Source organism: Alteromonas sp. ASW11-130 (assembly GCF_026183735.1).
Classification (GTDB): domain Bacteria; phylum Pseudomonadota; class Gammaproteobacteria; order Enterobacterales; family Alteromonadaceae; genus Alteromonas.
Window position 1 is genome coordinate 1 of record NZ_JAPFRE010000004.1, and the last position, 21,939, is coordinate 21,939.

Genomic DNA, 21,939 nt, shown 5'->3' on the forward strand with positions numbered 1-21,939 from the left:
TTTTACAGCAAGCCAGCACAACAATCTTGTCGCAGGCGAAGCAGCGCCCACAAGCAGCCTTGTCTCTTCTAGGGTAAGAGAAAGCCCCGCTAATGCGCAGAAACTAAAGAAACTATGGCCAGGAATTTTCCTGGCCTTTTCAATTAGCATTTGTCTTACCCGAATACTCCTTGGTAATAGTTCGTGCCCATAGCTAGCCTTCTATTAGCGCAAATTGGTTTTCCTCGTTGAAAAAGCCGAAAACGAATCTACGATTCTTGCCCTTTTCATGATGCCCATGAAGCATGTTTTATAACATTCCAAATCGAAATGACATAACGCGCACTATTTTTTGAAAAAAATACGTTCTTGAGTACGGCTTTTTGTACTAAGTGTGGTTGATTTTTTTTGGTGTAAGAGAGTCAGAATCGCTGACTGGCAGGATGAAGCCAGGAGGTAGTGAGAGGTATGAGGTCTGAACTCCACACCCGCAGTCAGCTTAGGCAATAACAGTGAATTATTGCAGTATTTCGACTTCATTAGGTGTTAACAGAATGAAGTGTCAGAATTACGACTCTGACACTAAGAAAGAAGCATTGATTATGCCAACTAATGAAATTATTTATCAGCCTACGTGATATATAGCGAGTTAATGCTAATCGGATAGGTTAAGTTGAGTCTGTCAGTGGGTAATGAGGGGGCAACTTCGGGCAAAATTTTACATTTTCTTGCCAGGCAGGCGGCGATAATAGTCCCTAACCACTGCCGAAACCACGCGTAAACATGTTAGGACATGTACGTTAGCCCTCAAAAGAGAAGTGACTCTATTGAGTCACTCTTTTATTAGTGGGTGTCGACTAACGGGTTGAGAGTGTAGAAGGATGGTTGAGAGGCCAGTAAATTCTACGATTCCCGTTAGCCGACTAAAACGGATTTAGTTTCGTTAAAATAAAAAGAGTAATACCAGTGCAAAATTCAATTTAACGGCACATTTTTACGCTGAGAGCACAGGGTGACGCGTGCCATATGCTCACCCGTTCAATTTATCTTACTATTTTGGAGCAGTGTACCCTAGTTATTCTAGGCATTAATTCAGATATTATTTTAGCCTCGTTAGGCATTATCTAGGCATTATCTATGCCATCTCCCCAAAAATCACGCCAAAACTATCAAATTCAGTTTTATCACGCATACGCAGGTATTTTTAGTTATACCCTTTATTTTCCTAGGTCATCTTCGGCAAAAATCACCATAACCTATTGAAATACCTTTTTTAATAGCTATTTTTTTAAAATCAACAAATGCTTTTATTTAATAAAAACAATTAGATAGTAATTATTTGTGAATTTTAGTTAAATTTTTCTAAAGTTGCTTTAGATAGAGTCGATAACGATAGTCGAGGGGTAATTTAATTATTAAATTGTGAAGTGGATTCACTTCAACCTTGTGTGGTTCGGCCGGAGTAGTGACCGTCTGGATCAGGTGATGAAGGATGAGATGATTAATTTTACATCGTCCGTCCCCAGGAGGTAAATTATGTCAATGTTTGTTAATACTAACGTTTCAGCTTTGAACTCGCAGCGTCAATTGTTCTCTGTAAGTGAAAAGTTAAATACATCTTATGAGCGTTTGTCGTCTGGTTTTCGCATCAATAGTGCTTCTGACGATGCTGCCGGTCTACAAATTTCTAACCGCATGACGACTCAGATTCAAGGTTTGAATCAAGCAGTACGTAATGCAAACGATGCTATTTCATTGTCGCAAACCGCTGAAGGTGCGCTTGATGAAAACACCAACTCTTTACAACGTATCCGCCAATTAGCAATTCAGTCTCAAAACGGTATTAATTCCGATTCAGACCGAGCTGCGCTACAAAAAGAAGTAACGGCCCTAATTTCTGAAATGTCTCGAATTGGGACTGACACAGAATTTAATGGCGTAAACATTCTAAATGGAAGTTATTCTTCTAACTTCCAGGTAGGTGCAAATGCAGGTCAAACCATTACCGTGGACCTAACTAGAACAGGTGGTTACGGCGCTTCTGGTTTAGGCATCGGTTCGTTGGATATCAGTACATCTGCTGGTGCGGCTGCTGCATTGACATCAGTCGATTCTGCTATTTCCCAAATTGGCTCTGCACGTGCTGATTTAGGGGCATTGCAAAATCGTTTTCAATCAACAATTCGTAACTTAAGCACCGTATCAGAAAATATGTCTGCGGCCCGTTCACGGATTCGTGACACTGATTTTGCTACAGAAACCGCTGAATTAACCAGAAATCAGATCATCCAACAGGCGTCTATTTCTATGTTAAGTCAGGCGAAGCAACGCCCTCAGGCGGCGCTTTCGCTGTTAGGTTAATCGTTACCTGTATAATCTGGCTTAAAGTAAAACGGGAGCCTACGCTTAGTCGGCCCCGTTTAGTTGTTTTTAGGTAGTGGGGGTATGAGTCGTGGAACTTGTGAAAACTCAATTGGATCAATCTTTTTCATTGCTAGATAAGGCTTCGTTTAATCGATCCGAAGAGCAAAAAAGTATAAACAATAAAGCGCCAGCTGAAGGTGTTTCACCTGAAAAAACTGCGGATAAAAGTATTCAAGCTATTTCTGAATCTGCCGATAAAAAAACAGGTGAGGGGAATAAACTTGATTTTGAAGCGGCAGCGCAACAAGTTGAAGCCTTTTTGAAAGTGCAAAACCGTAACCTTTCATTTTCGGTTGATGAAGAAACTAACCGCTCGGTAGTAACAGTGAAAGACGGCGAATCTGGCGCAGTAGTCAGGCAGATACCTTCTGAAGAAGTGTTACGTTTAGCAGAACGTATTCAGGATCTCCAGCAAGATGTCGGTAAAAGCGTTGGGGTACTTTTAAATAATAAAGTTTAGTGTGAGGTAAGCTATGTCAATTTCGTCATTAGGTGTTGGTTCAGGCCTTGCGCTTGACGATTTAGTCAAGCAATTACTTGAATCTGAGCGCAAGCCCAAAAGTGATCGACTGAATGCTCGTGAAGAAAAAATCGAAGCAGAAATTTCTGGTTTAGGGGCAATCAAATCTAAATTATCGGAATTTAAAGATGCCATTAAGGCACTAAAAGAAGATAAAGATATCAATGGCCGTGAGCCAACGCTAAAACATCCTAATGAAGATGTCGAGGTGTTTTCAGCAGATGCGTCTAGTTCTGCTACACGAGGTTCATATAAAATTGCTGTTACCGAAATGGCATCTGGTAGCAGAATTGAAACAGCTGATGCAGCCTTTGCCTCAACGTCCGATTCCGTATTAAGCGCAGGTAGTGGATCACTTACATTCAAAGTTGGTTCTACCGGTGATACATTCAGTGTCAATGTGACAGCTGGAATGACCTTATCAGAACTTCGTACTGCAATTAATGATAATGCTGACAACTTCGGCGTCAGTGCCAATATTATTGACACTGGCACAGCCACAGGTGGCGCCAAGCTAGTATTTACGTCAGATGTCACTGGCGCGGGTAATGATTTGCAGATAGTAAACGACAATAACCTGGCTGAGCTAGATAAAGTATCCACCACCGATTCTTCAGAAACGGCAACCTATTTATCGCCCGTTAAAGCAGCAAGTAATGCCAAAGCGACTATTGATGGGATTTTGGTCGAGAGTGAAACCAACAAGTTTGATAACACCATCGCGAACGTTTCGTTTACCGCTAAAGAAGTGTCGCCGATGGCTGCAGATGGCGTTACGCCGCAGACATCAACACTTGAAATTGGATACGATAAAGAAGGGCTTGAAGAGAAAATTCGCAGCCTGGTTGAAAACTATAATGGTGTAGTTTCTGAAATTAAAAAGTTAACCAAATATGGTGGGTCTGAGCTGGAAGACGATGGTATTTTGGCTGGTGACTCACTTATCCGCGGTATTCAGGGCGGTTTAGGTTCAATTATGAGTAGTAATGTTTCTGCATCTGCTCTGGGCGGCCTATTCACCATAGGTGTCGAATTAAATAAAGATGGTGAATTAGAAATCGGTACAACTAACTATGGGTTAGGTACGGGCGAAGATCGCCTTGAAGAAGCGCTGGAAGATAATTTCGACGAAATTGCTAAGCTGTTTACTGATGAAAACGAAGGTATTGCAGTGAGGTTATTTGATTATATTGAGCAATATACTTCTTCAAGCGGTTTGATAAGCTCCCGCGAAAAAGCGGCAAAACAAGATCAGGACCGTGTATATGATGATCGTGAGCGTTTAGAAGTACGCATGATCAGTTATGAACAGATGTTGCGGGACCGCTATTTAGGTCTGGATCAGACCATCTCAAAGATGAACCAGACTGGTTCAGCTTTGTTCGCTATGTTAGGTTAATTTAGAAAGGTGTTGGAGTAGTTATGTCACTTAAAGGTATTAATGCATATAAAAAAGGTAACATAAAGCAGGATATTGCAAATGCAGATCCTCATCGACTGACACTGCTTCTTATGCAGGGAGCGTTAGACCGAATAGCCTTCGCTAAGGGCGCGATGGAGCGTAAAGAACATGCGGTTAAAAGTGAGTATCTTTCACGTGTATCAGCAATATTAATTAATCTTCGTGACACCTTGGATTTGGATGTGGGCGGAGAAGTTGCCCAAAATATGTATGCGCTTTACGATTATATGGTAGATCGATTGACCGATGCTTTAGTAAAGAATGACTTGAAGATTCTTGACGAAGTAACTAGTTTATTAACACCAATCCGTGACGCATGGGTACAAATTCCTCAGTCAGCAAAAGACGAGGCATATGCGGCCATGCAAGAACAACGACAAGCCGTGTGAACATAGACGAATTTAATCACTCCCTTACTCCTCCGGCGCTGCAACAGATTAATGAAAAAATTGCGGCGCTTTTATCTTCTGATGAAGATGATGATCGTGTTACCAATCTCAATCAATTAGCAGATGAACGCGATATTTTTATTCAGTCATACTTAAAATCTTTAACGCCTGAAGATGCAAAGGAATTTGCTAAACAGGAAATAGTGGTTAATGATAAACTAAAAGAAATAGCCCAGGTGATGCGAACGGCGGTGAAAGATGATATTACACACTTTATCCGCAGTCGCTCAGCTGTTAAAAAGTATGAAAAGTAATAAGTAATGCTAAAAAATGTATTTTTTCATGTAGATGAAGATAAAGAAGTACAAAATGCGATAGAGCGCCAAGCCTCGCCCCAAATTCTACAACGTGAAAGAAAAAATCTGGCAGCCTTTCAGCGATTTATGCCTCCCGTTTATGACCAGATTTTCAAAATAAATAATAACCACATTTCAATTCTATGTAACCAACATAGTGAAATGAATATTATAGATACTGCTGAAGGCAGAACGTTTTATGGCTTAAATCCCCAAGCCGAGGTCGCGCAGCAAATTGACCAGTTTAGTCAACGGGCGCTAACATTCACTTTACATGCAGATAAAGAACAGGACATCGGGGAAAGCAATATCTCTGGTATTGATAGCTCTTTAGCGCAAAAGCTGTACGCAAGCCAACCCGCTTCCTCGCATATTCCTGTCTTAGTCGTGCTTGGGATTGGGGGGGCCATGCACTTACCAGAACTGGTTAAGCGATATCAGATTGACCATCTGGTGATTTACGAGCCTGAATCTGCGTATTTTAAATGTTCTTTAGCCATTGCTGATTGGCAAAGTATGCTGACGCTGGCCGCAGAGAAAAACACCGCTATTTATATGATGCTGGGCGAGAACGGTAAAACCCTTGCTGATAATCTAACCGAGCTTTCAAGTGTTGCAAAGTTTGACCAGTTTACGCTTTATAAACACTATAACCACCCAGTGTTTGATGAACTTGTTAACATGTTGTGCGAGCTTTCATGGGAAGCATTTAAAAAACAAACCGTAAAGCCAAAGCCAATAACCCGACCAGAACAGTACTTGGTAGATTTCACTTACCCCATTAACTTATCCGAATGGTCAAGAACAAAGTTAGATATCGCGAAATTTAAGCACAATCTGGCGGCGTTTAAAAAATTCATACCGGATCTTTATGATGAGTTTCAGCACTATTATCCAGAATTTTGGTTTCCTGTAGCGAATGATGATGGGCAGGTGAACATGCTCCATGTTGAAACCATGACCCCTTTTTATAGTGATGACCCCCAGGCGGAAAACGCCAAGAGTATAGAGGTTTTTAAAAAATTTCCGAATAACGATGGCTTAGTACTGAACTTCACTGGCCAAAAACTTAAACCGTATCTGCACTATCAGATGGTGGCTGAAGTAGATGAAGTATTAAAAGAAGTAGAAGAAGAGCAGCGATCTCTACCTGAATCAGTCAAGGCTATTATATTATTTGGCATTGGTACGGGTTATGGGTTTGAACAGCTATCCAATGAAAACAGACTGGAAAAAGTATTTATTTGCGAACCCAATCGGGACTTTTTTTATGCATCGTTATTCGCTATTGATTGGCATGACATTCTCGAAAAAATAGAACGCGAAGATAAACGTATTTATTTGAATATCGGAGACGACGGTACTCATTTAATTGAAGATTTACTGACGCAATTCCATACAGTTGGCCCTTACTTACTGGCAAGTACATTCTTCTATCAGGGTTACTATAACAAATATTTAACTCGTGCTATTCAGAACTTACGAGAACAGCTTCAAGTAATTGTTTCTTTGGGTGATTATTTTGATCATTCTAAATACTGTATCGCCCACACTCGTTGGGGAATGGAAAACGAAATTCCCGTGTTAAAGAGAGACGCACAGCAGTATTTGACCGCTGATGATAAAGACACGCCTGTTTTCATCGTGGGCAATGGCCCATCTCTAGATAACTTAATTGATTTGGTTGAGGAATATAAAGATCAGGCAATCATCATTTCTTGTGGAACGGCTTTAAAAACGTTATATAAACACGGAATCACGCCAGACTTTCACGCAGAAATTGAATCAAACCGCGCCACCTATGATTGGACAGTGCGAGTAGGGGATTTAGATTATCTAAAAAGTATAACTCTGCTAAGTTGTAATGGCATTCACCCTGAAACGTGTGGATTATTTAAAGACGTATATATCGCCTTTAAAGAAGGTGAATCTGCGACGGTAGCGGTTTCAAAGCTATTCGACGAGTTTCCTTATACGAAATTACAACACGCATATCCTACGGTAACTAATTTTGTCGCGAACTTTTTCACTGAGGTTGGATTTACCCAGCTTTATTTGATTGGTGTTGATCTAGGGTTTATCGATGTTAAGCATCATCACTCAAAAATGTCGGGTTATTATTCTGAAGAAGGTGAAGAGTTATTCGATTTTGCCGCGAGTATTCACACTTCATTGCGTATAGAAGGAAACTTCAGACCATTTGTTGAAACAAAGTATGAGTTTAAGTTAGCGATAACCTTGCTTGAAAAAGCGTTAATGAAGGCCAAAGATGTCTATAACTTGAATGACGGCGCAAAAATCCGAGGCGCAAATCCGCTCATCAAGGATCATGTTCTTTTGTCTGGGGCGAAGAATGATAAAAATGCCACCTTAGCGAAAGTTTTAAAAAAATGTTTTCATATTTTACCAACGCAAACATTTATTGAATCTTTTGAATCTACGTTTAGTAAGCCGCAATTGGTTTCAGAAATGAAAGTGTTAATTGAACTTTTTGATGCACCATCAAAAGAAATAGCAGAAATCGAAAGGTTAATTGAAGTACAGAGAAATAAAGCGATATCTTCATATTTTAATAATAAATCCTTGCTATTTTACTATTTGAACGGCTCAATAAATTTTATAAGCAGCGTTTTGATGAAAACGGCAAATTTAAAGGATACTGAATCGGCGCTGCGATTAACCGAAAAAGTAAAACAATGCTGGAGAAACTATTTATCTCAGTATTTAGCAATTTTGGAGCATGCTGAAAGAGACTTTTGTCACATATCTAGTGTCGAAAATGAACGTCGGCAGATATTGTTAACCCATTACTTTGAAAATAATTCAGTATGCATCGATACTCTGCCGGCAGAAAATACGGTATTTACTGAATTCTTTTTTCGAAATATCGGTATTTCGCCGAAGTCAAAATATTCTAAAGATCAAGCGGTCACCCTGATTTGGGAGTATTCTAAGCCCTTCGTAACTTCCTTAAATTCATTAATAATAACGACATCGCAGAAAGAGTTTTTATACCAAATTGAGCGAGGGAAAAAATGCTATTTGTTGCCGGGCGATTGGAGAGAGCCGAAGTTTTCCCCTACGTGCAGTGAGATGCATCGAGCCAGTATGGCGATTATAGCTTCATTTACAAACGAAAAAATTATTGGCTTCTTATCCCCCCTTATGGTCTACGATAAGCGCCAAGTCTCTGAACATTACGACCTTTCCGCTTTGACGGGTTTCTACATGTACCAGTTCGGAGTGCATTTAATAGCTCTTTCTCGCACTACCTTAAATAACGATGAGTTGGTTTTGATTGATGGTACGAAAGCAATGTTAATCCCCAGACCTATTGAAGAAAAAGATTTGGTCAGTTATTTCGTTTCAGAAGAAGTATACTCAGCGACTAAGTGTAAAGTGTCTGATATTTATAATAGTTTGGTGAATAAGTGTGAATAATTTTGACGGTCGTTCCATCCTTATAACAGGCGGAACAGGGTCTTTCGGAAAACGATTCGTAAGATACTTATTAGCGAAGTCTGATCCCATGAAGATCATCATCTACTCTAGAGACGAACTAAAACAATACGAGATGCAACAGAAGTTCAGTGAGCCATGCATGCGCTACTTCATTGGCGACGTCAGAGATAAAGAGCGCCTCAAAACTGCCATGCAAGGTGTGGATTATGTGGTTCACGCTGCCGCCTTGAAACAAGTTCCCGCCGCTGAATATAATCCAAATGAATGTATTAAAACGAATATAAATGGTGCACAGAATGTTATTGATGCGGCCATAGCGTGCAATGTGTCAAGAGTGATTGCGTTATCTACCGACAAGGCAGCCAACCCGGTTAACTTATATGGGGCAACAAAACTTGCTTCTGACAAATTGTTCGTAGCAGCAAATAATATTTCAGGTGCCAAAGGGCCACGCTTTTCGGTAGTTCGTTATGGGAATGTAGTGGGGTCTCGCGGTTCAGTTGTTCCTCTTTATAGAAAAATGATACGGGATGGAGTTGAAAAGCTTCCTGTAACACATGCGGAAATGACACGATTCTGGATTACATTGGATGAGGGAGTTGAATTTGTGGTTAAAAATTTTGACCGCATGCAAGGTGGTGAAATCTTTGTGCCCAAGATCCCTTCAATTCGTATCTTAGATTTAGTTGAAGCGATGAGTGGTAGTCGAGAGCATGAATTAATTGGCATTCGTCCGGGTGAAAAGCTTCACGAGTTAATGGTGCCAGAAGAAATGGCTCATCATACGGTGGAATTTGACGATCATTATGTCATCACCCCAGCTATAAAGTTTTTTGATAAGAATGTAAATTACCTTAAAAACAAAGCCGGAGAAAAAGGTAGGCCAGCAACTGACAAGTTTGAATATCACTCCGGCAGGAATCCCTATTTCTTGTCAGTTAAAGAATTAAAAGAACTGGATAAAGTAACGGAATGATTCCTTACGGTAGCCATGATATTCAGCAGTCAGATATTGATGCTGTAATTGATGTTCTAAAGAATGAGTTCTTAACTCAGGGTTCACAGGTTCCTGCTTTTGAACAGGCGCTATGTGATTACACAGGCGCTCACTTTGCCGTGGCTGCTAACAGCGGCACTTCTGCATTACATATTGCGTGTTTGGCTGCGGGAGTGGGCCCAGGCGACTGGGTATGGACGTCTGTGAACTCGTTTGCCGCGTCAGCAAATTGTGCTCTTTACTGCGGTGCCCTTATTGATTTCGTGGATATAGATGCGCAAACGCGCAATATGTCTATCAGTGCGTTGAAAGAAAAACTCGCGAAAGCTGAAGATACCGGAACATTACCAAAAGCAGTTGTAGTGGTGCATTTTGCTGGAAGCAGCTGCGATATGAAAGCTATCAGCGCTATTACCGAACCCTATGGTATTGCGCTCATAGAAGATGCTGCTCATGCGTTAGGAGGCGAAGACCACCAAGGTAATAAGGTAGGACGATGTACTTATTCAGACATGACTATTTTAAGCTTTCATCCTGTTAAAGCTATTACGTCTGCTGAAGGTGGCGCTGTTACCACGAATTGCGAGGGCTTAAAGCAAAAACTCAAACTTTTTGCCTCCCATGGGATAACACGTGATTCTAAAGTGTTGAACACGGTGGATTTGGCTAAAGGCTGGTTTTATGCCCAAATCGAGTTAGGGTATAATTATCGACTAAGCGACTTACATGCTGTATTAGGTAAGAGTCAATTGGAAAGGTTGGATACTTATGTCTCAGCCCGGTTTGAAAAAGCGCAGTATTATCATCAACGACTGTCTTCGCTACCCGTTAAACTTCCAATGTTAGACGTAAAAAGTGCCTGGCATTTGTATGTGGTAGAGCTAACTGAGCACAACCGACAAACTGTTTTCAATGTTCTTCGTGAAAACGGTGTTGGGGTTAATGTGCACTATATTCCTATCCATTTGCATCCTTATTATCAAAAGCTTGGGTTTAAAAAAGGTCAATTCCCAATAGCAGAGCGGTATTATAACAATGCGTTAAGTTTGCCTTTGTATCCAACTTTATGTCAGTCAGATCAGGATTATGTAATTGCTCAGCTTGAAAAGGAATTGACATGAACATAGCCGTTATTCCAGCCCGGGGAGGCAGTAAGCGAATTAAAAATAAAAACATCAAAGCTTTTGCAGATAAACCTCTCATAGCCTATTCATTGGAAGCGGCAGTTAAATGCAAGCAATTTGATGAGATTATTGTTTCAACAGACTCGGATGATATCACTGCTATTGCCAAAGAGTGGGGGGCAACTTATATAATTAACCGCCCGACCGAACTGGCTGACGATTTCACCGGTACTACGCCCGTTGTTCAGCATGCTATAAAAGAATACGAAAGCGAACATCAAGCGGTTGAATTCGTTTGTTGTATTTATGCAACTGCACCTTTTTTAAGTGCAGAGTATTTACTGAAAGGCTTTGAACAGCTTAAACAAGATAAACAAAAACAGTTCGCATTTTCAGTGACTACCTTCGACTTTCCCATTCAAAGAGCCATAAGACTTAAAGACGGGGGAGTTGAACCTATTGACCATACACAAATAGGCAAACGCTCGCAGGATTTGGAAGAGTGCTACCACGATGCGGGGCAATTTTATTGGGGCCGCAAAGATGCATTCTTGTCAGGCGCCCATACTTTTGCACATCACAGTATACCTGTCATACTTCCTAGGTACCTTGTTCAGGATATTGATACGCCAGAAGATTGGCAGCGTGCTGAACTCATGTATAAGGCATATATTGAAGGATAACCATGGCTGAGAAGATACTCGTCATCAGAATGATGGAAAGCTACGACGTTGCGGCAATTGGTATACCAGCAGTCAGGCATATGAAACGCTGCTTTCCCGATGCTGAAATTCACTTTCTTACCTTCGCAGAAGGAAGTGAAATTATGCAGCTAGCTGAACCTGAATTGACAGTATTGGGTTTGGATAAAGCCGATTGGCCAGAGAATTTTGTTGCTGCGATGGAAGTGTTTCTTGAATTGGCTGAAATAGTTAGTTCCCACAACTATACGGAAATTATCAATCTCGATACGTGGTTTATGCCTTGTTTTTTAGCGAGATTCCTAAAAGATGCCGGTGCGCCCGTAATAGGTAATACACTTAACAGATCAGTACAAGATATTATCGATGATTTTAAGCAGCAGTCATTGTCGTCTGATTATGTCAATATCACTGAGAAGTATATCCAAAGTTCTTGGTCGGGTATGCATTCGTGGTTTGAAAACTGGTGGTTACACGGAGAACCGCCTGAAGGAGGGTATCCCGAATACTATTTACGCCGGTGCTGCGGTTTCGCCGATATAGAAATGGACAGACAAATTGACGTTACAGCAGACCCTCAAATAGCCTCGAAGCCTGGTAAAACTATAGCATTGGCGGTGGACGGTGTCTCTTCTACCGACTGTTATCCTGCTTCCACCGAGCTGGCGTCGAAGCTAGAAGAAAAGGGATTCAATGTATACAAAGAAGTTGATGGAAGTGACAGCGTTAAGCAGAAGCTTAGTAAATTAAAAGCCTGTGACTTATTAGTTTCTATCCCTTCGGGAGCGCAATGGTTCGCAGCAGCAGTCGATGTTCCCGTTTTATTGATCAGTGGTCACATAGATCCTCAGACAATTATGCCCGACTATGCGACAGATGTGAGCGACCAACCTATATCTGTGGATAATCTGGTAGAGGGCATAACTGATATTGTAGAAGGAAAGACAGATGCATGATACCCGCATAGGGAAGCGGTTTATAGGTCCTAGTGAGCCTCCGTTCATTATTGCAGAATTAAGTGGTAACCACAGTCAGGATTTTGACTTGGCAAAAAAGATGGTCGAAGCGGCGGCCAAATCGGGGGCTCATGCAATAAAATTGCAGACCTATACAGCCGATTCCATGACACTAGACATAGAAAACGATGAATTTGTCATTCAAGAAGAAGACAATTTGTGGCGCGGTGAATCGTTACACGCCTTATATAAAAAAGCGGCAACGCCTTACGAATGGCATGAGCCATTATTTAAATTGGCTAACTCGCTTGGAATGGTGGCCTTTAGTTCGCCTTTCGATGCAGACGCTGTAGATTTTTTGGATAATTTAAACGTTCCATGCTTTAAGATCGCCTCTTTTGAGTTAACCGACATTCCTTTGATAGCCTATGCCGCCAGTAAGGGAAAACCCTTAATAATGTCTACCGGGATGGCAAGTTTGCAAGAAATTGAAATGGCTGTCGCATGCGCTAAACACAATGGCTGCGATGATATTATTTTATTAAAGTGTACTAGTACCTATCCTGCCGATCCGGGTAATTCAAACTTAATGACAATACCTAACATGCGTGATGCCTTCGGCTGTCAAGTCGGGCTTAGCGATCATACCGGTGGCATTGGTGTGGCCGTTGCCTCTACGGCGTTAGGCGCTACCGTCATAGAAAAGCATTTTGTACTTGACCGTAACGCGGGAGGGGTCGATGCTGCGTTTTCTCTAGAACCCGCCGAACTGTCGCAGCTTGTCACCGAGACTGAACGCGCATGGCTGGCACTTGGGCATGTGCGCTACGGCGCAACGGGTGCAGAAGAAAAATCTAAACAATATAGACGTTCGGTGTATGTGTCTCGTGATATGGATGCGGGGGAAAGCTTTTCAGAAAAAAATCTTAAAGTAGTTCGCCCCGCATTTGGTTTAGCGCCCTGCCATTTCGCCTCCCTAATGGGAAAGAAAGCCGCGACAGCGTTAAAAAAAGGCACAGCCCTGAAGTGGGAGCAGGTTGTTTCTTGAGACCTTTGTTGTTTAGAGTATTGGCATCTGAAAAAACTGGAACCGGCCATCTTATGCGAAGTCTGGCGCTTGCTCAGGCTGCAGAAAGTTGTGATATTCCAAGTATCTTTTTATTAGACACGCATGCCAGCCTAATTGCGCGCAAAAGGCATGACTGGAATTATCAAATTATTTCGGTTCCAGCAAATTTATCAGTATCGAACGAAGGTAAATGGATTGCAGAGCAAGCTGATGAACACGATGCAGCAGCGCTTATATTCGATGGCTATACTTTTTCCCCTGATGTTTTAAAAAATAGCCATCATTCCAACCGCTGTGTGGTGTTAATGGATGATGGCATGACATCCTTGACCCATTTAGCCGATATTATCGTCGACCCGACAGCCAAAGAAAGAACATCAACCGAACAGCAAGTATTTTGTTACGGAAGTAAGTACAGGTTACTGCGAAGAGAGTTTACCACTCTTTCACCGAAGCTTATTAAAGAAAGAAATGGCATTGCGCTAAACCTTGGCGGAAGCGATCCTAAAAACCTAACAATTCACCTACTAAAAGCTATTTCTAATCGCCTTCCTGATGTGCCTATTCGAGTCGTGACAGGGCCAGCCTATTCTAGATTGACGGAGTTAGACAGTTGTGTAGCAAGCTTACCCAATCCAATTCAACATATACATAACTGTCAGGACATGAGTGAAGTGTGGAATAACGCTAAATTAGCTATTAGCGCAGCGGGTGGAAGTCAATTTGAGCTGGGGGTATGTGCCACCCCTTCAATCTTGGTAGTTGTTGCGAAAAATCAGAAACAAGCGACAAAAGCAGCCACCATGGAAGGATGGGCAACAGCGTTTGATTGCATTAAAACCATTCCCATCGATGCAATTGCTAAGCAGGTTCAAACTTTGTTGGACGCAGATCTCCAAGCCATGTCAGATAGAGCTAAGGGGTTATATGATGCCGAGGGGGCAATGAGGCTTTTAAACAATATTGCAGAATACGAAAATGATTAAGGTTTTTGACTCGGCGAAAGGCCCTGTAATTAAGGGATATCAAATTTGTTTAAGACCCGTTGTCGAAAGCGATCTAGCCACTCTTCAGGCATGGCGCAACAGCGATGCGGTTCGTCAGCAAATGCTCTCGACCGAATTAGTTTCGAGTGAACAACAGCAAGCTTGGTTTAATAAAATTCAGCGCGATGACTCACAACGACATTGGGTAGTAGAATACAAAGACCAAGCCATTGGAGCGACGAATATTAAAGCCCGTTTTCATGGCGAGACGGTAGAACATGCAACAGTTTTAGAACCTGGACTTTATATTGGCCATCCTGATTATCAAGGCAACATTATTGCTTTTGCACCTACCCTTGCATTGTATGACTATTGTTTTTCACATCTATCGGTTGAAACATTTTTTGCGGTTGTAAAGGCTGAAAACAGAGCGGCGCTTAAGTATAATCAGCAACTAGGCTATGAAGTCATCAAAAATGCAGAATTAATTGATTTAAACTTGCAAAAAGAAGAGTTTGAACGGCACACTGCGTTACTTAGGCGGCTGCTATCGAGACCGTCAAGTAAAAACCGATAAGGTCTAAATTGTGGATAATAACGAAAAACTAAAGCAAGTATTCTGTCAAGCATTGGGCATTGAGGCTGATCAGGTAACCGATAGTTTAACCTATAATACCATCGAAGAGTGGGATTCAACCGCGCACATGATCTTAGTGGCAGAGTTAGAAGATACATTTGATGTCATGCTGGATACCGACGATATCATAGACATGAGCACAGTCGGTAAAGCAAAAGAAATTTTGGCAAAATATGAAGTCCAATTCTAACGTAAGTCCCCTCTCTGGTAAGTCTGTCCTAGTAACCGGGGCAACAGGTGAAATCGGACAGGCGATTGTTGCTTCGTGTCTGAGCCTCGGTGCTGCTGTATTCGCTAACGCCCGAGATGAAGATAAACTGGCGCCGCTGCTCGAAACCTGGTCCGGTAAGGTTATACCACTTATATACGATGTGACGGATGAAAGAGTGGTGAAAGAACAGTTTCGTCAGATTCAAAAGATGCAGATGCAGTCGGATATAGGGCCATTGCATGGACTAGTAAACAACGCTGGTGTAATGTTTGAAGCGCCTATTACGGTTAGCTTAATGGATAAGCTAAAAGAGCAGTTAAATATTAACTTTTTAGCGCCGTACCAACATATGCAACTAGCCTGTCGACTAATGGCGAGACAGCGAAAAGGCTCAATTGTTAATATACTTTCACAAGTCGGCGAACTGGGGAGCTCAGGAATGAGCGCGTATGCCTCAAGTAAAGCAGCGCTAAAAGGAGCCACTGTTTCCCTCGCGAAGGAACTAGCTCCTGTGGGAATTCGTGTAAATGGTGTCGCGCCTGGTTTCATCGAAACGGCTATGACAAAACACTATGACCAAGAGAAACGCGATAATGTCACGCAGCGAATTGTAATGAAACGCACAGGTAAACCTGGGGATGTGGCTAAAGCCGTCGCGTTTTTGTTGTCGGAACAATCTTCTTACACAACAGGGCATATTTTACCTGTTGACGGAGCCTTTACTCCATAATGGCGCTACCGCTTTTTAATCGTACGCTAGATAGCTTTGGTGAACGACTTGCGTTAAAAAGTGACACTGAGTCGATATCCTACCTAAATCTGCAAAATAAAGTAAAGGATCGTATTCGAACGTGGCAATCTCACTCCGTCACTAGTAGACCGCTGATCCTGTTAAGAATGGCGAATAGCATAGAGAGCGTGGTGAATTACTTGGCCTGCCTTTATGCACATTATCCATGCATATTGATAAACCAAAGTGCACCAGAGGAAGTCATTAACAGTATTCGAAATGATTTTTCTCCTAATTTTATTGTCGTCGAACGTGACTGTCGAGTGTCATCTTTAACTCAACATACCTTAGCTGAGGACTTAGCGCTTCTACTATCTACATCAGGTTCGACAGGCAGTAAAAAATTCGTGGCGTTGTCTTATAAAAATTTAATCGCTAACACACAGTCAATATTGGGCTATCTGCCAATCGAGCAATCTGATACGACGTTAGGTTCATTGCCTTTATCTTACTCTTACGGGTTATCTATTTTACATACTCACTTAGCAGTAGGAGCCTGTATCCGCTTTACTGAACTGACCGTAATGGAAAAAGGTTTTTGGGAAGTGCTGGAGCACGAAAAAATCTCGTCATTAAACGGGGTACCGAGCTGGTATGAAATGTTGTTGCGTTTACGGTTTGAACAAAAAACCTTACCCAAGCTGCGCTATTTAACCCAGGCTGGGGGGAAGCTCAACAAGCAGTTGGTGTTAAAGTTGGCTGGTTATGCAAAAAATAATAACAAACAATTTTACGTCATGTATGGGCAGACGGAAGCTACGGCGCGCATAGCATACTTGTCACCGAAAAAACTTCACGTAAAACCAAACAGTATTGGGAAGGCGATTTCAGGCGGAGAACTTACCCTTTACGATGACAAAAATGCCAAGATTTCTCAGCCTCAAAAGGAAGGTGAATTAGTATATCGAGGGCCCAACATTATGCTGGGCTATGTAGATTCCGCAAAGGAGCTGGGTAAATTTTTCCCGCAAGAATCATTGCCTACGGGTGATTTAGGCTACTTTGATGAAGACGGTGATTTCTTTATTACCGGGAGATTAAAACGAATGATTAAGTTATTTGGCGAGCGCTGCAGTCTTGATGAAATCGAGGCCCGTCTAAATTCCGCAGGGTTTCCTGTACGATGTATTGGGGAAGATAACCTACTCGCTATTTGCACCCTCTCAGACAGTGAAAAAGAAATAAAGCAGTACGCAATTAAAATGCTTCGTACTTCCCCAAAAGCGATAATAACTTATCGATGTGAACAATGGCCGCTGTTAGAAAATGGCAAAATCGATTACACTGCATTGCAACGACAAGTGTTAGCAAAAGTCTAAGGCCTAAGTGTTTTCGTAAATATTAGAGCCAGCAACTGATCAACTTTTACTAAAAATAATTATACCAGAGTGATTGAATGTCAGAACTTTCCTACCGGCACAATCTGGACACGCTTTTTGAGGCAGGTTTTTTTTCACTAAACCAGTCGCAAAAATCCACAATCTTACTGAATTGCTTCCGCTATTTACATGTTCATCATGCCGCGCGCTGTGAAGAATATCAGCGTATTTCTGCCCTAATGTCATCAGATTTAAAGGGGTATGAAGACTTGCCATACCTTGCCGTACGATTGTTCAAGCTGCATGAATTAAAAAGCATTCCAAATATTGACGTGTTTAAAACTCTTACCTCTTCAGGTACCACGGGGCAGATACCCGCACGAATATTTCTAGATAAAGAAACCAGTGCCAGGCAGAGCAAAGTGCTAGTCAATATTATGCAGCAATTCATAGGTAAACAGCGTTTACCTATGTTAATCATCGACTCACCCAGCAGCCTAAAGAACGCAAAGTTTTCTGCCCGCAACGCCGGTATCCAAGGCATGGCGTTCTTTGGAAGGGAACATGCTTACGCTCTTCATGAAGACATGTCGCTCAATCTGGAAGTAGTCAATCAGTTTGTCGAAAAACATAAAGATAAACCTGTTTTACTTTTCGGTTTTACATTTATGGTCTGGCTGAATTTTATTCAGGCGCTAAAAAAACAAAAAGTCCAGCTATCTTTTAACGAAGGTAAACTCGTTCACAGCGGTGGCTGGAAAAAGCTAATCCAGCAACAAGTCAGTAATGACATATTCAAAGAAACCGTATATCAGGTAACACAGATTGAAAAAGTACATAATTTTTATGGAATGGCAGAGCAAGTGGGGAGTGTGTTTGTTGAATGTGAAAAAGGATATTTGCACGCCCCCCCTTTTGCTGACCTCATCATTCGCGATCCCTATACATTAAAACCTATGTTGAACGGGGAAACGGGACTCATTCAAGTGTTATCAGTGATCCCAACCAGTTACCCCGGTTACAGTTTACTAACTGAAGACGTGGGGACAGTCTTAGGGGAAGATGATTGTAAGTGCGGAAGATTGGGACGTTATTTTCGTGTTGAGGGCAGATTACCCAAAACTGAGGTGAGAGGATGTAGTGATACGGCAGGTGTTAGTCATGTCTAAATCGAAAATCTTTTATCTTGCCAATGAAAAAGACGTATCTAAATTGCCGGTAGTCGGTCAATCGTGTGACGACGTGCTAAACACTCAAGCACTTGCTTTTACTTCCGTTTTATCCCGACACCTGCTCAACGATAAATTTAAAATGCAAAGTGAGATAGTTGCCTTGGGATTTTGGCTGCGAAAATCTAATCTTGCGAAACAGTTTACATCCGCTTCCGTGGGAACAACGAAGCCAATTGGTTTAGTGGTTCATTATACGCCAGCAAATGTAGATACTATGTTTGTATACAGCTGGATATGTTCGTTAGTTATGGGAAACTGCAATGTTATCCGTTTAAATTCAACCTTGTCTGCACTGCAAAATTTTTTACTTGAGGCTATCTTTGACGTATTAAGTAAACCTGAGTTCGACGAATTAGCCCTCTCAAATATATTTGTTCAATATGACCGAAATAACGAAGTTGTGGCGAATTCATTAAGTCAATTAGCTGACGGCAGAGTCTTATGGGGAGGGGATGAAAGCGTCCTATCGATTCGTCGCCTGCCTATTAAGCCACGCTGCCGAGACATTAGCTTCGCCGACAGATATTCAGCCAGCCTTATTGACGGGGACGAGTTATCTAAAGAAGATATTCAGAAAATAGCTGAAGGATTCTATCGAGATTTACATCCATTCGAACAGCAAGCTTGTTCTTCGCCAAAGATTGTATTTTGGCTGGGAGAAAAAGAACATTTTGATTCATTCTTTATCGAAGTGGATTCCCTGTTTAAAGAAAAACCGGCCATTACACTAAAGAACGAACAACTTATCACACAACAATCATTGGCGTTAACAAACAGAGTAGAAAGTTGTGATGTCTACAATACGCTATCCGTGGTGACAGTGAATGCACAGTTTCCTCTAGATATAAACATTCATACAGGAAACTTTACCCTTTGGGTAGTCCCTATTTCTCAACTCACAGACCTTGAGCGTTATGTTGACGAGAAGCTTCAAACATTAACATATGCTGGTATTGCGCAAGAAAAATTGATTAAGTTTCTTATGAAGCCGTCGATAAAAGGAATTGATAGAGTAGTACCCATCGGAAACGCGTTAGCATTTTCGCAGATTTGGGATGGGTATGGACTAACTAATCAGTTGACACGGCGAATAGAAGTACAATGAAGTTATCCGTCTTAGTTCCAGTTTATAATTTAGAACACTATATAGGTCCTTGCCTTAAATCTATTTGCGAACAAGTTGTGAATTTTGATTATGAAGTCATCGTGTGTGATGACGCTTCGACAGATAATTCGCCGTCAATCATCAGCTCTTACGCATCCACCTACCCTCAAATTAAGCCAATATTAAAAGATAAAAACGGGGGCCTGCCCAATAATATGCGCACCCTACTTAGTGCAGCAAAAGGCGAATATATAGCGTATTTAGATGGGGATGACCTAGCGCTTCCGGGCAAACTACAAAAACAAGTTAACTATCTGCAGGAAAATCCCGATTGCTCCATGGTATATCATGAGTCGGATATGTTCGATTCAGATAGTAACGAGTCGCTCAAACTATACTCGCAGGAGTTTTATAATTGGCAATACATACCTCAACGGTCGAGTATTGAGCATCTCGTAAAATACGGTACATTCATGCAGGCAAGCAGTGTAATGTTTAAAAACCACTCTCGACTTACTGATACCGTACCGGATAACTGTAATATTATTCTGGATTACCCTTTTTATATTCTCAACGCTGGTTACCTCAACGCGCATATCGATTTTTTACCCGAAGTTTTAGGGAGATATCGTGTTCATCAGGCCAGTTTCGGGGCGCAAACTCAAAAAAGTGCCACACGGAGAGAGCAGTGTTTAGCTGATATTATGGCTGCGTGCGAATTAGCGCGCCAGTTTGGGGTAGATGAAGAAATTGTAGAAGCAGGTGTTGCTCATCATCAATTTGCCACAGCCTTGTTTTTTCTATTCAAGAAAAACTTCGATAGATTCAACCATTGGATTGTTGTTTCGGCCGCCAACCAAAAATTTTTTAATGATAAACATGCGTATTGCTGGCAATTAAGAGCACAGCCAGAACAGCTATTACGACAGTTACGTGCGGGAAAAATAACATGAGTAGTTACGACGCTATTGTTGTGGGCGCTGGTATTTCAGGAGCGGTTATCGCTGAGCGTTTAGCTTCGCAGCAAAATAAGAAAGTACTCGTATTAGAGCAACGAAACCATATTGGGGGCAATTGTTATGACTATAAAGATGAGAATGGCATAATAATTCATCAATACGGCCCACATCTTTTTCATACTAATAAACAAGAAGTCTGGAACTATTTATCTCAGTTCACAGAATGGTATCCATACGAACATAAGGTACTTAGTTCAGTGGATGGAAAGTTGGTGCCAATTCCGTTTAATTTCAGCTCTCTTGAAAAAATGTACTCTTATACAAAGTCAGAAGAACTTAAGGAATTATTGCTAGAGGAATATGGAGAAGGAGCCCGTGTAGCCATCTTGGATTTGATGAAATCTACTCACCCTCAATTGAACGAACTCGCTCAATTAATCTATGACAAGTTTTTTGTAAATTATACGACTAAGCAATGGGGTGTAAAGCCAGAAGACATATCACCGCAGGTCACTGCGCGAGTTCCGATTGTTTTATCCTACGACGATAGATATTTTCAGGATAAATGGCAAGCTGTGCCGATGAACGGCTATACCGCTATGTTTGGGAAAATGCTCAGGCATCCCAATATAACGGTTAAACTTGAAACTGATGCATTAGACTACATAACTCTCCAGCACAATCAAATATACTTTAAAAATCAACGCTTCAAAGGGTTAATGATATATACCGGAATGCTTGACCGTTTGTTTGACCTTGTTAAAGGGGAGCTTCCCTACCGCTCTTTAAAATTTCAGTATGAAACTCATGCTTACTCTCAGTACCAATCGGCGACCACGGTTAATTATCCCAATGACTATGCCTTTACACGCATTACTGAGTTTAAACATATTGTCCCTGTAGATTCTGCACATACGGTAATAGTGAAAGAGTTCCCAGGAGACTTTAATACTTCTAACGCAGATTTCAATGTTCCGTACTATCCTATGTTTAATAAAGAGAACGCTTCAAGACATGCAGAATATAACAGGTTAGCAGAGCAGTTTTCTAATCTGAAAATCCTCGGACGTCTAGCCGATTATCGCTATTACAATATGGACGATGCGGTTGCCAATGCGCTTCATATATATGAAGCGCTTAAAATATGATCGATTACTTCTTCATTTTTTAGTAACACCATAAAAAGCGCGGATATTGTTTAATAGCATAATAGGTTATTTGCAAGGAAATGGGGATTTAATCTCCAGCTGTCCTGATGCCA

The 21,939-nt window shown here is 41.4% G+C and carries 20 protein-coding genes; all 20 read left to right on the forward strand.

What is annotated here, in order from left to right; all coding sequences use genetic code 11:
* The first annotated feature begins 1,515 nt into the window (after positions 1–1,515).
* The 20 genes from OPS28_RS00660 to glf all read left to right on the forward strand — a co-directional run bounded on the left by OPS28_RS00660 (position 1,516) and on the right by glf (position 21,826).
* Positions 1,516–2,340, forward strand: a complete 825-nt coding sequence (locus tag OPS28_RS00660; RefSeq protein WP_265607477.1) for a flagellin N-terminal helical domain-containing protein — start codon at positions 1,516–1,518, stop codon at positions 2,338–2,340.
* 91 nt (positions 2,341–2,431) lie between these two features.
* The gene (locus OPS28_RS00665; RefSeq protein WP_265607478.1) at positions 2,432–2,863 is read left to right on the forward strand and encodes a flagellar protein FlaG; all 432 of its coding nucleotides are present in this window, start codon (positions 2,432–2,434) and stop codon (positions 2,861–2,863) included.
* 13 nt (positions 2,864–2,876) lie between these two features.
* Positions 2,877–4,322, forward strand: coding sequence for a flagellar filament capping protein FliD (gene fliD, locus OPS28_RS00670; RefSeq protein ID WP_265607479.1), 1,446 nt, complete (start codon positions 2,877–2,879; stop codon positions 4,320–4,322).
* Positions 4,323–4,345: 23 nt separating this feature from the next.
* The gene (fliS, locus tag OPS28_RS00675; protein ID WP_265607480.1) at positions 4,346–4,774 is read left to right on the forward strand and encodes a flagellar export chaperone FliS; all 429 of its coding nucleotides are present in this window, start codon (positions 4,346–4,348) and stop codon (positions 4,772–4,774) included.
* Complete coding sequence (locus OPS28_RS00680; RefSeq protein ID WP_265607481.1) at positions 4,771–5,088, forward strand: hypothetical protein; 318 nt, start codon at positions 4,771–4,773, stop codon at positions 5,086–5,088. Before fliS ends, OPS28_RS00680 begins: the two co-directional genes overlap by 4 nt.
* A 6-nt stretch (positions 5,089–5,094) precedes the next feature.
* Positions 5,095–8,571 (forward strand): motility associated factor glycosyltransferase family protein, encoded by a 3,477-nt coding sequence (locus OPS28_RS00685; protein ID WP_265607482.1) that lies wholly within the window; start codon positions 5,095–5,097, stop codon positions 8,569–8,571.
* Positions 8,564–9,568 (forward strand): UDP-N-acetylglucosamine 4,6-dehydratase (inverting), encoded by a 1,005-nt coding sequence (gene pseB / locus OPS28_RS00690; protein WP_265607483.1) that lies wholly within the window; start codon positions 8,564–8,566, stop codon positions 9,566–9,568. The genes OPS28_RS00685 and pseB overlap by 8 nt, the downstream gene beginning before the upstream one ends.
* Entirely contained in the window at positions 9,565–10,710 is a 1,146-nt protein-coding gene (pseC, locus tag OPS28_RS00695; RefSeq protein ID WP_265607484.1) for a UDP-4-amino-4,6-dideoxy-N-acetyl-beta-L-altrosamine transaminase, read from the forward strand. The genes pseB and pseC overlap by 4 nt, the downstream gene beginning before the upstream one ends.
* Positions 10,707–11,396 carry a pseudaminic acid cytidylyltransferase gene (gene pseF, locus OPS28_RS00700; protein WP_265607485.1) on the forward strand — a complete coding sequence of 230 codons (690 nt, stop codon included), beginning with the start codon at positions 10,707–10,709 and terminating at the stop codon, positions 11,394–11,396. Before pseC ends, pseF begins: the two co-directional genes overlap by 4 nt.
* Positions 11,397–11,398: 2 nt before the next feature.
* Positions 11,399–12,370, forward strand: a complete 972-nt coding sequence (locus tag OPS28_RS00705) for a glycosyltransferase family 9 protein (RefSeq protein ID WP_265607486.1) — start codon at positions 11,399–11,401, stop codon at positions 12,368–12,370.
* Positions 12,363–13,418: a pseudaminic acid synthase gene (pseI, locus tag OPS28_RS00710; protein ID WP_265607487.1), complete on the forward strand. Its 1,056-nt coding sequence runs from the start codon at positions 12,363–12,365 to the stop codon at positions 13,416–13,418. The genes OPS28_RS00705 and pseI overlap by 8 nt, the downstream gene beginning before the upstream one ends.
* Positions 13,415–14,425 carry a UDP-2,4-diacetamido-2,4,6-trideoxy-beta-L-altropyranose hydrolase gene (gene pseG / locus OPS28_RS00715; RefSeq protein WP_265607488.1) on the forward strand — a complete coding sequence of 337 codons (1,011 nt, stop codon included), beginning with the start codon at positions 13,415–13,417 and terminating at the stop codon, positions 14,423–14,425. The genes pseI and pseG overlap by 4 nt, the downstream gene beginning before the upstream one ends.
* The gene (locus OPS28_RS00720) at positions 14,418–15,002 is read left to right on the forward strand and encodes a GNAT family N-acetyltransferase (RefSeq protein ID WP_265607489.1); all 585 of its coding nucleotides are present in this window, start codon (positions 14,418–14,420) and stop codon (positions 15,000–15,002) included. Before pseG ends, OPS28_RS00720 begins: the two co-directional genes overlap by 8 nt.
* Before the next feature lie 10 nt (positions 15,003–15,012).
* Positions 15,013–15,252 carry an acyl carrier protein gene (locus OPS28_RS00725; protein WP_265607490.1) on the forward strand — a complete coding sequence of 80 codons (240 nt, stop codon included), beginning with the start codon at positions 15,013–15,015 and terminating at the stop codon, positions 15,250–15,252.
* The gene (locus OPS28_RS00730) at positions 15,236–16,003 is read left to right on the forward strand and encodes an SDR family NAD(P)-dependent oxidoreductase (protein ID WP_265607491.1); all 768 of its coding nucleotides are present in this window, start codon (positions 15,236–15,238) and stop codon (positions 16,001–16,003) included. The genes OPS28_RS00725 and OPS28_RS00730 overlap by 17 nt, the downstream gene beginning before the upstream one ends.
* Positions 16,003–17,382 (forward strand): AMP-binding protein, encoded by a 1,380-nt coding sequence (locus tag OPS28_RS00735; RefSeq protein ID WP_265607492.1) that lies wholly within the window; start codon positions 16,003–16,005, stop codon positions 17,380–17,382. Before OPS28_RS00730 ends, OPS28_RS00735 begins: the two co-directional genes overlap by 1 nt.
* 77 nt (positions 17,383–17,459) lie before the next feature.
* A complete protein-coding gene (locus tag OPS28_RS00740) occupies positions 17,460–18,551 on the forward strand; it encodes a LuxE/PaaK family acyltransferase (RefSeq protein ID WP_265607493.1) in 1,092 nt (363 codons plus the stop codon).
* The gene (locus OPS28_RS00745) at positions 18,544–19,719 is read left to right on the forward strand and encodes an acyl-CoA reductase (protein ID WP_265607494.1); all 1,176 of its coding nucleotides are present in this window, start codon (positions 18,544–18,546) and stop codon (positions 19,717–19,719) included. Before OPS28_RS00740 ends, OPS28_RS00745 begins: the two co-directional genes overlap by 8 nt.
* The gene (locus OPS28_RS00750) at positions 19,716–20,672 is read left to right on the forward strand and encodes a glycosyltransferase family 2 protein (protein WP_265607496.1); all 957 of its coding nucleotides are present in this window, start codon (positions 19,716–19,718) and stop codon (positions 20,670–20,672) included. The genes OPS28_RS00745 and OPS28_RS00750 overlap by 4 nt, the downstream gene beginning before the upstream one ends.
* Positions 20,669–21,826 (forward strand): UDP-galactopyranose mutase, encoded by a 1,158-nt coding sequence (glf, locus tag OPS28_RS00755; RefSeq protein WP_265607497.1) that lies wholly within the window; start codon positions 20,669–20,671, stop codon positions 21,824–21,826. Before OPS28_RS00750 ends, glf begins: the two co-directional genes overlap by 4 nt.
* Positions 21,827–21,939: the final 113 nt, after the last annotated feature.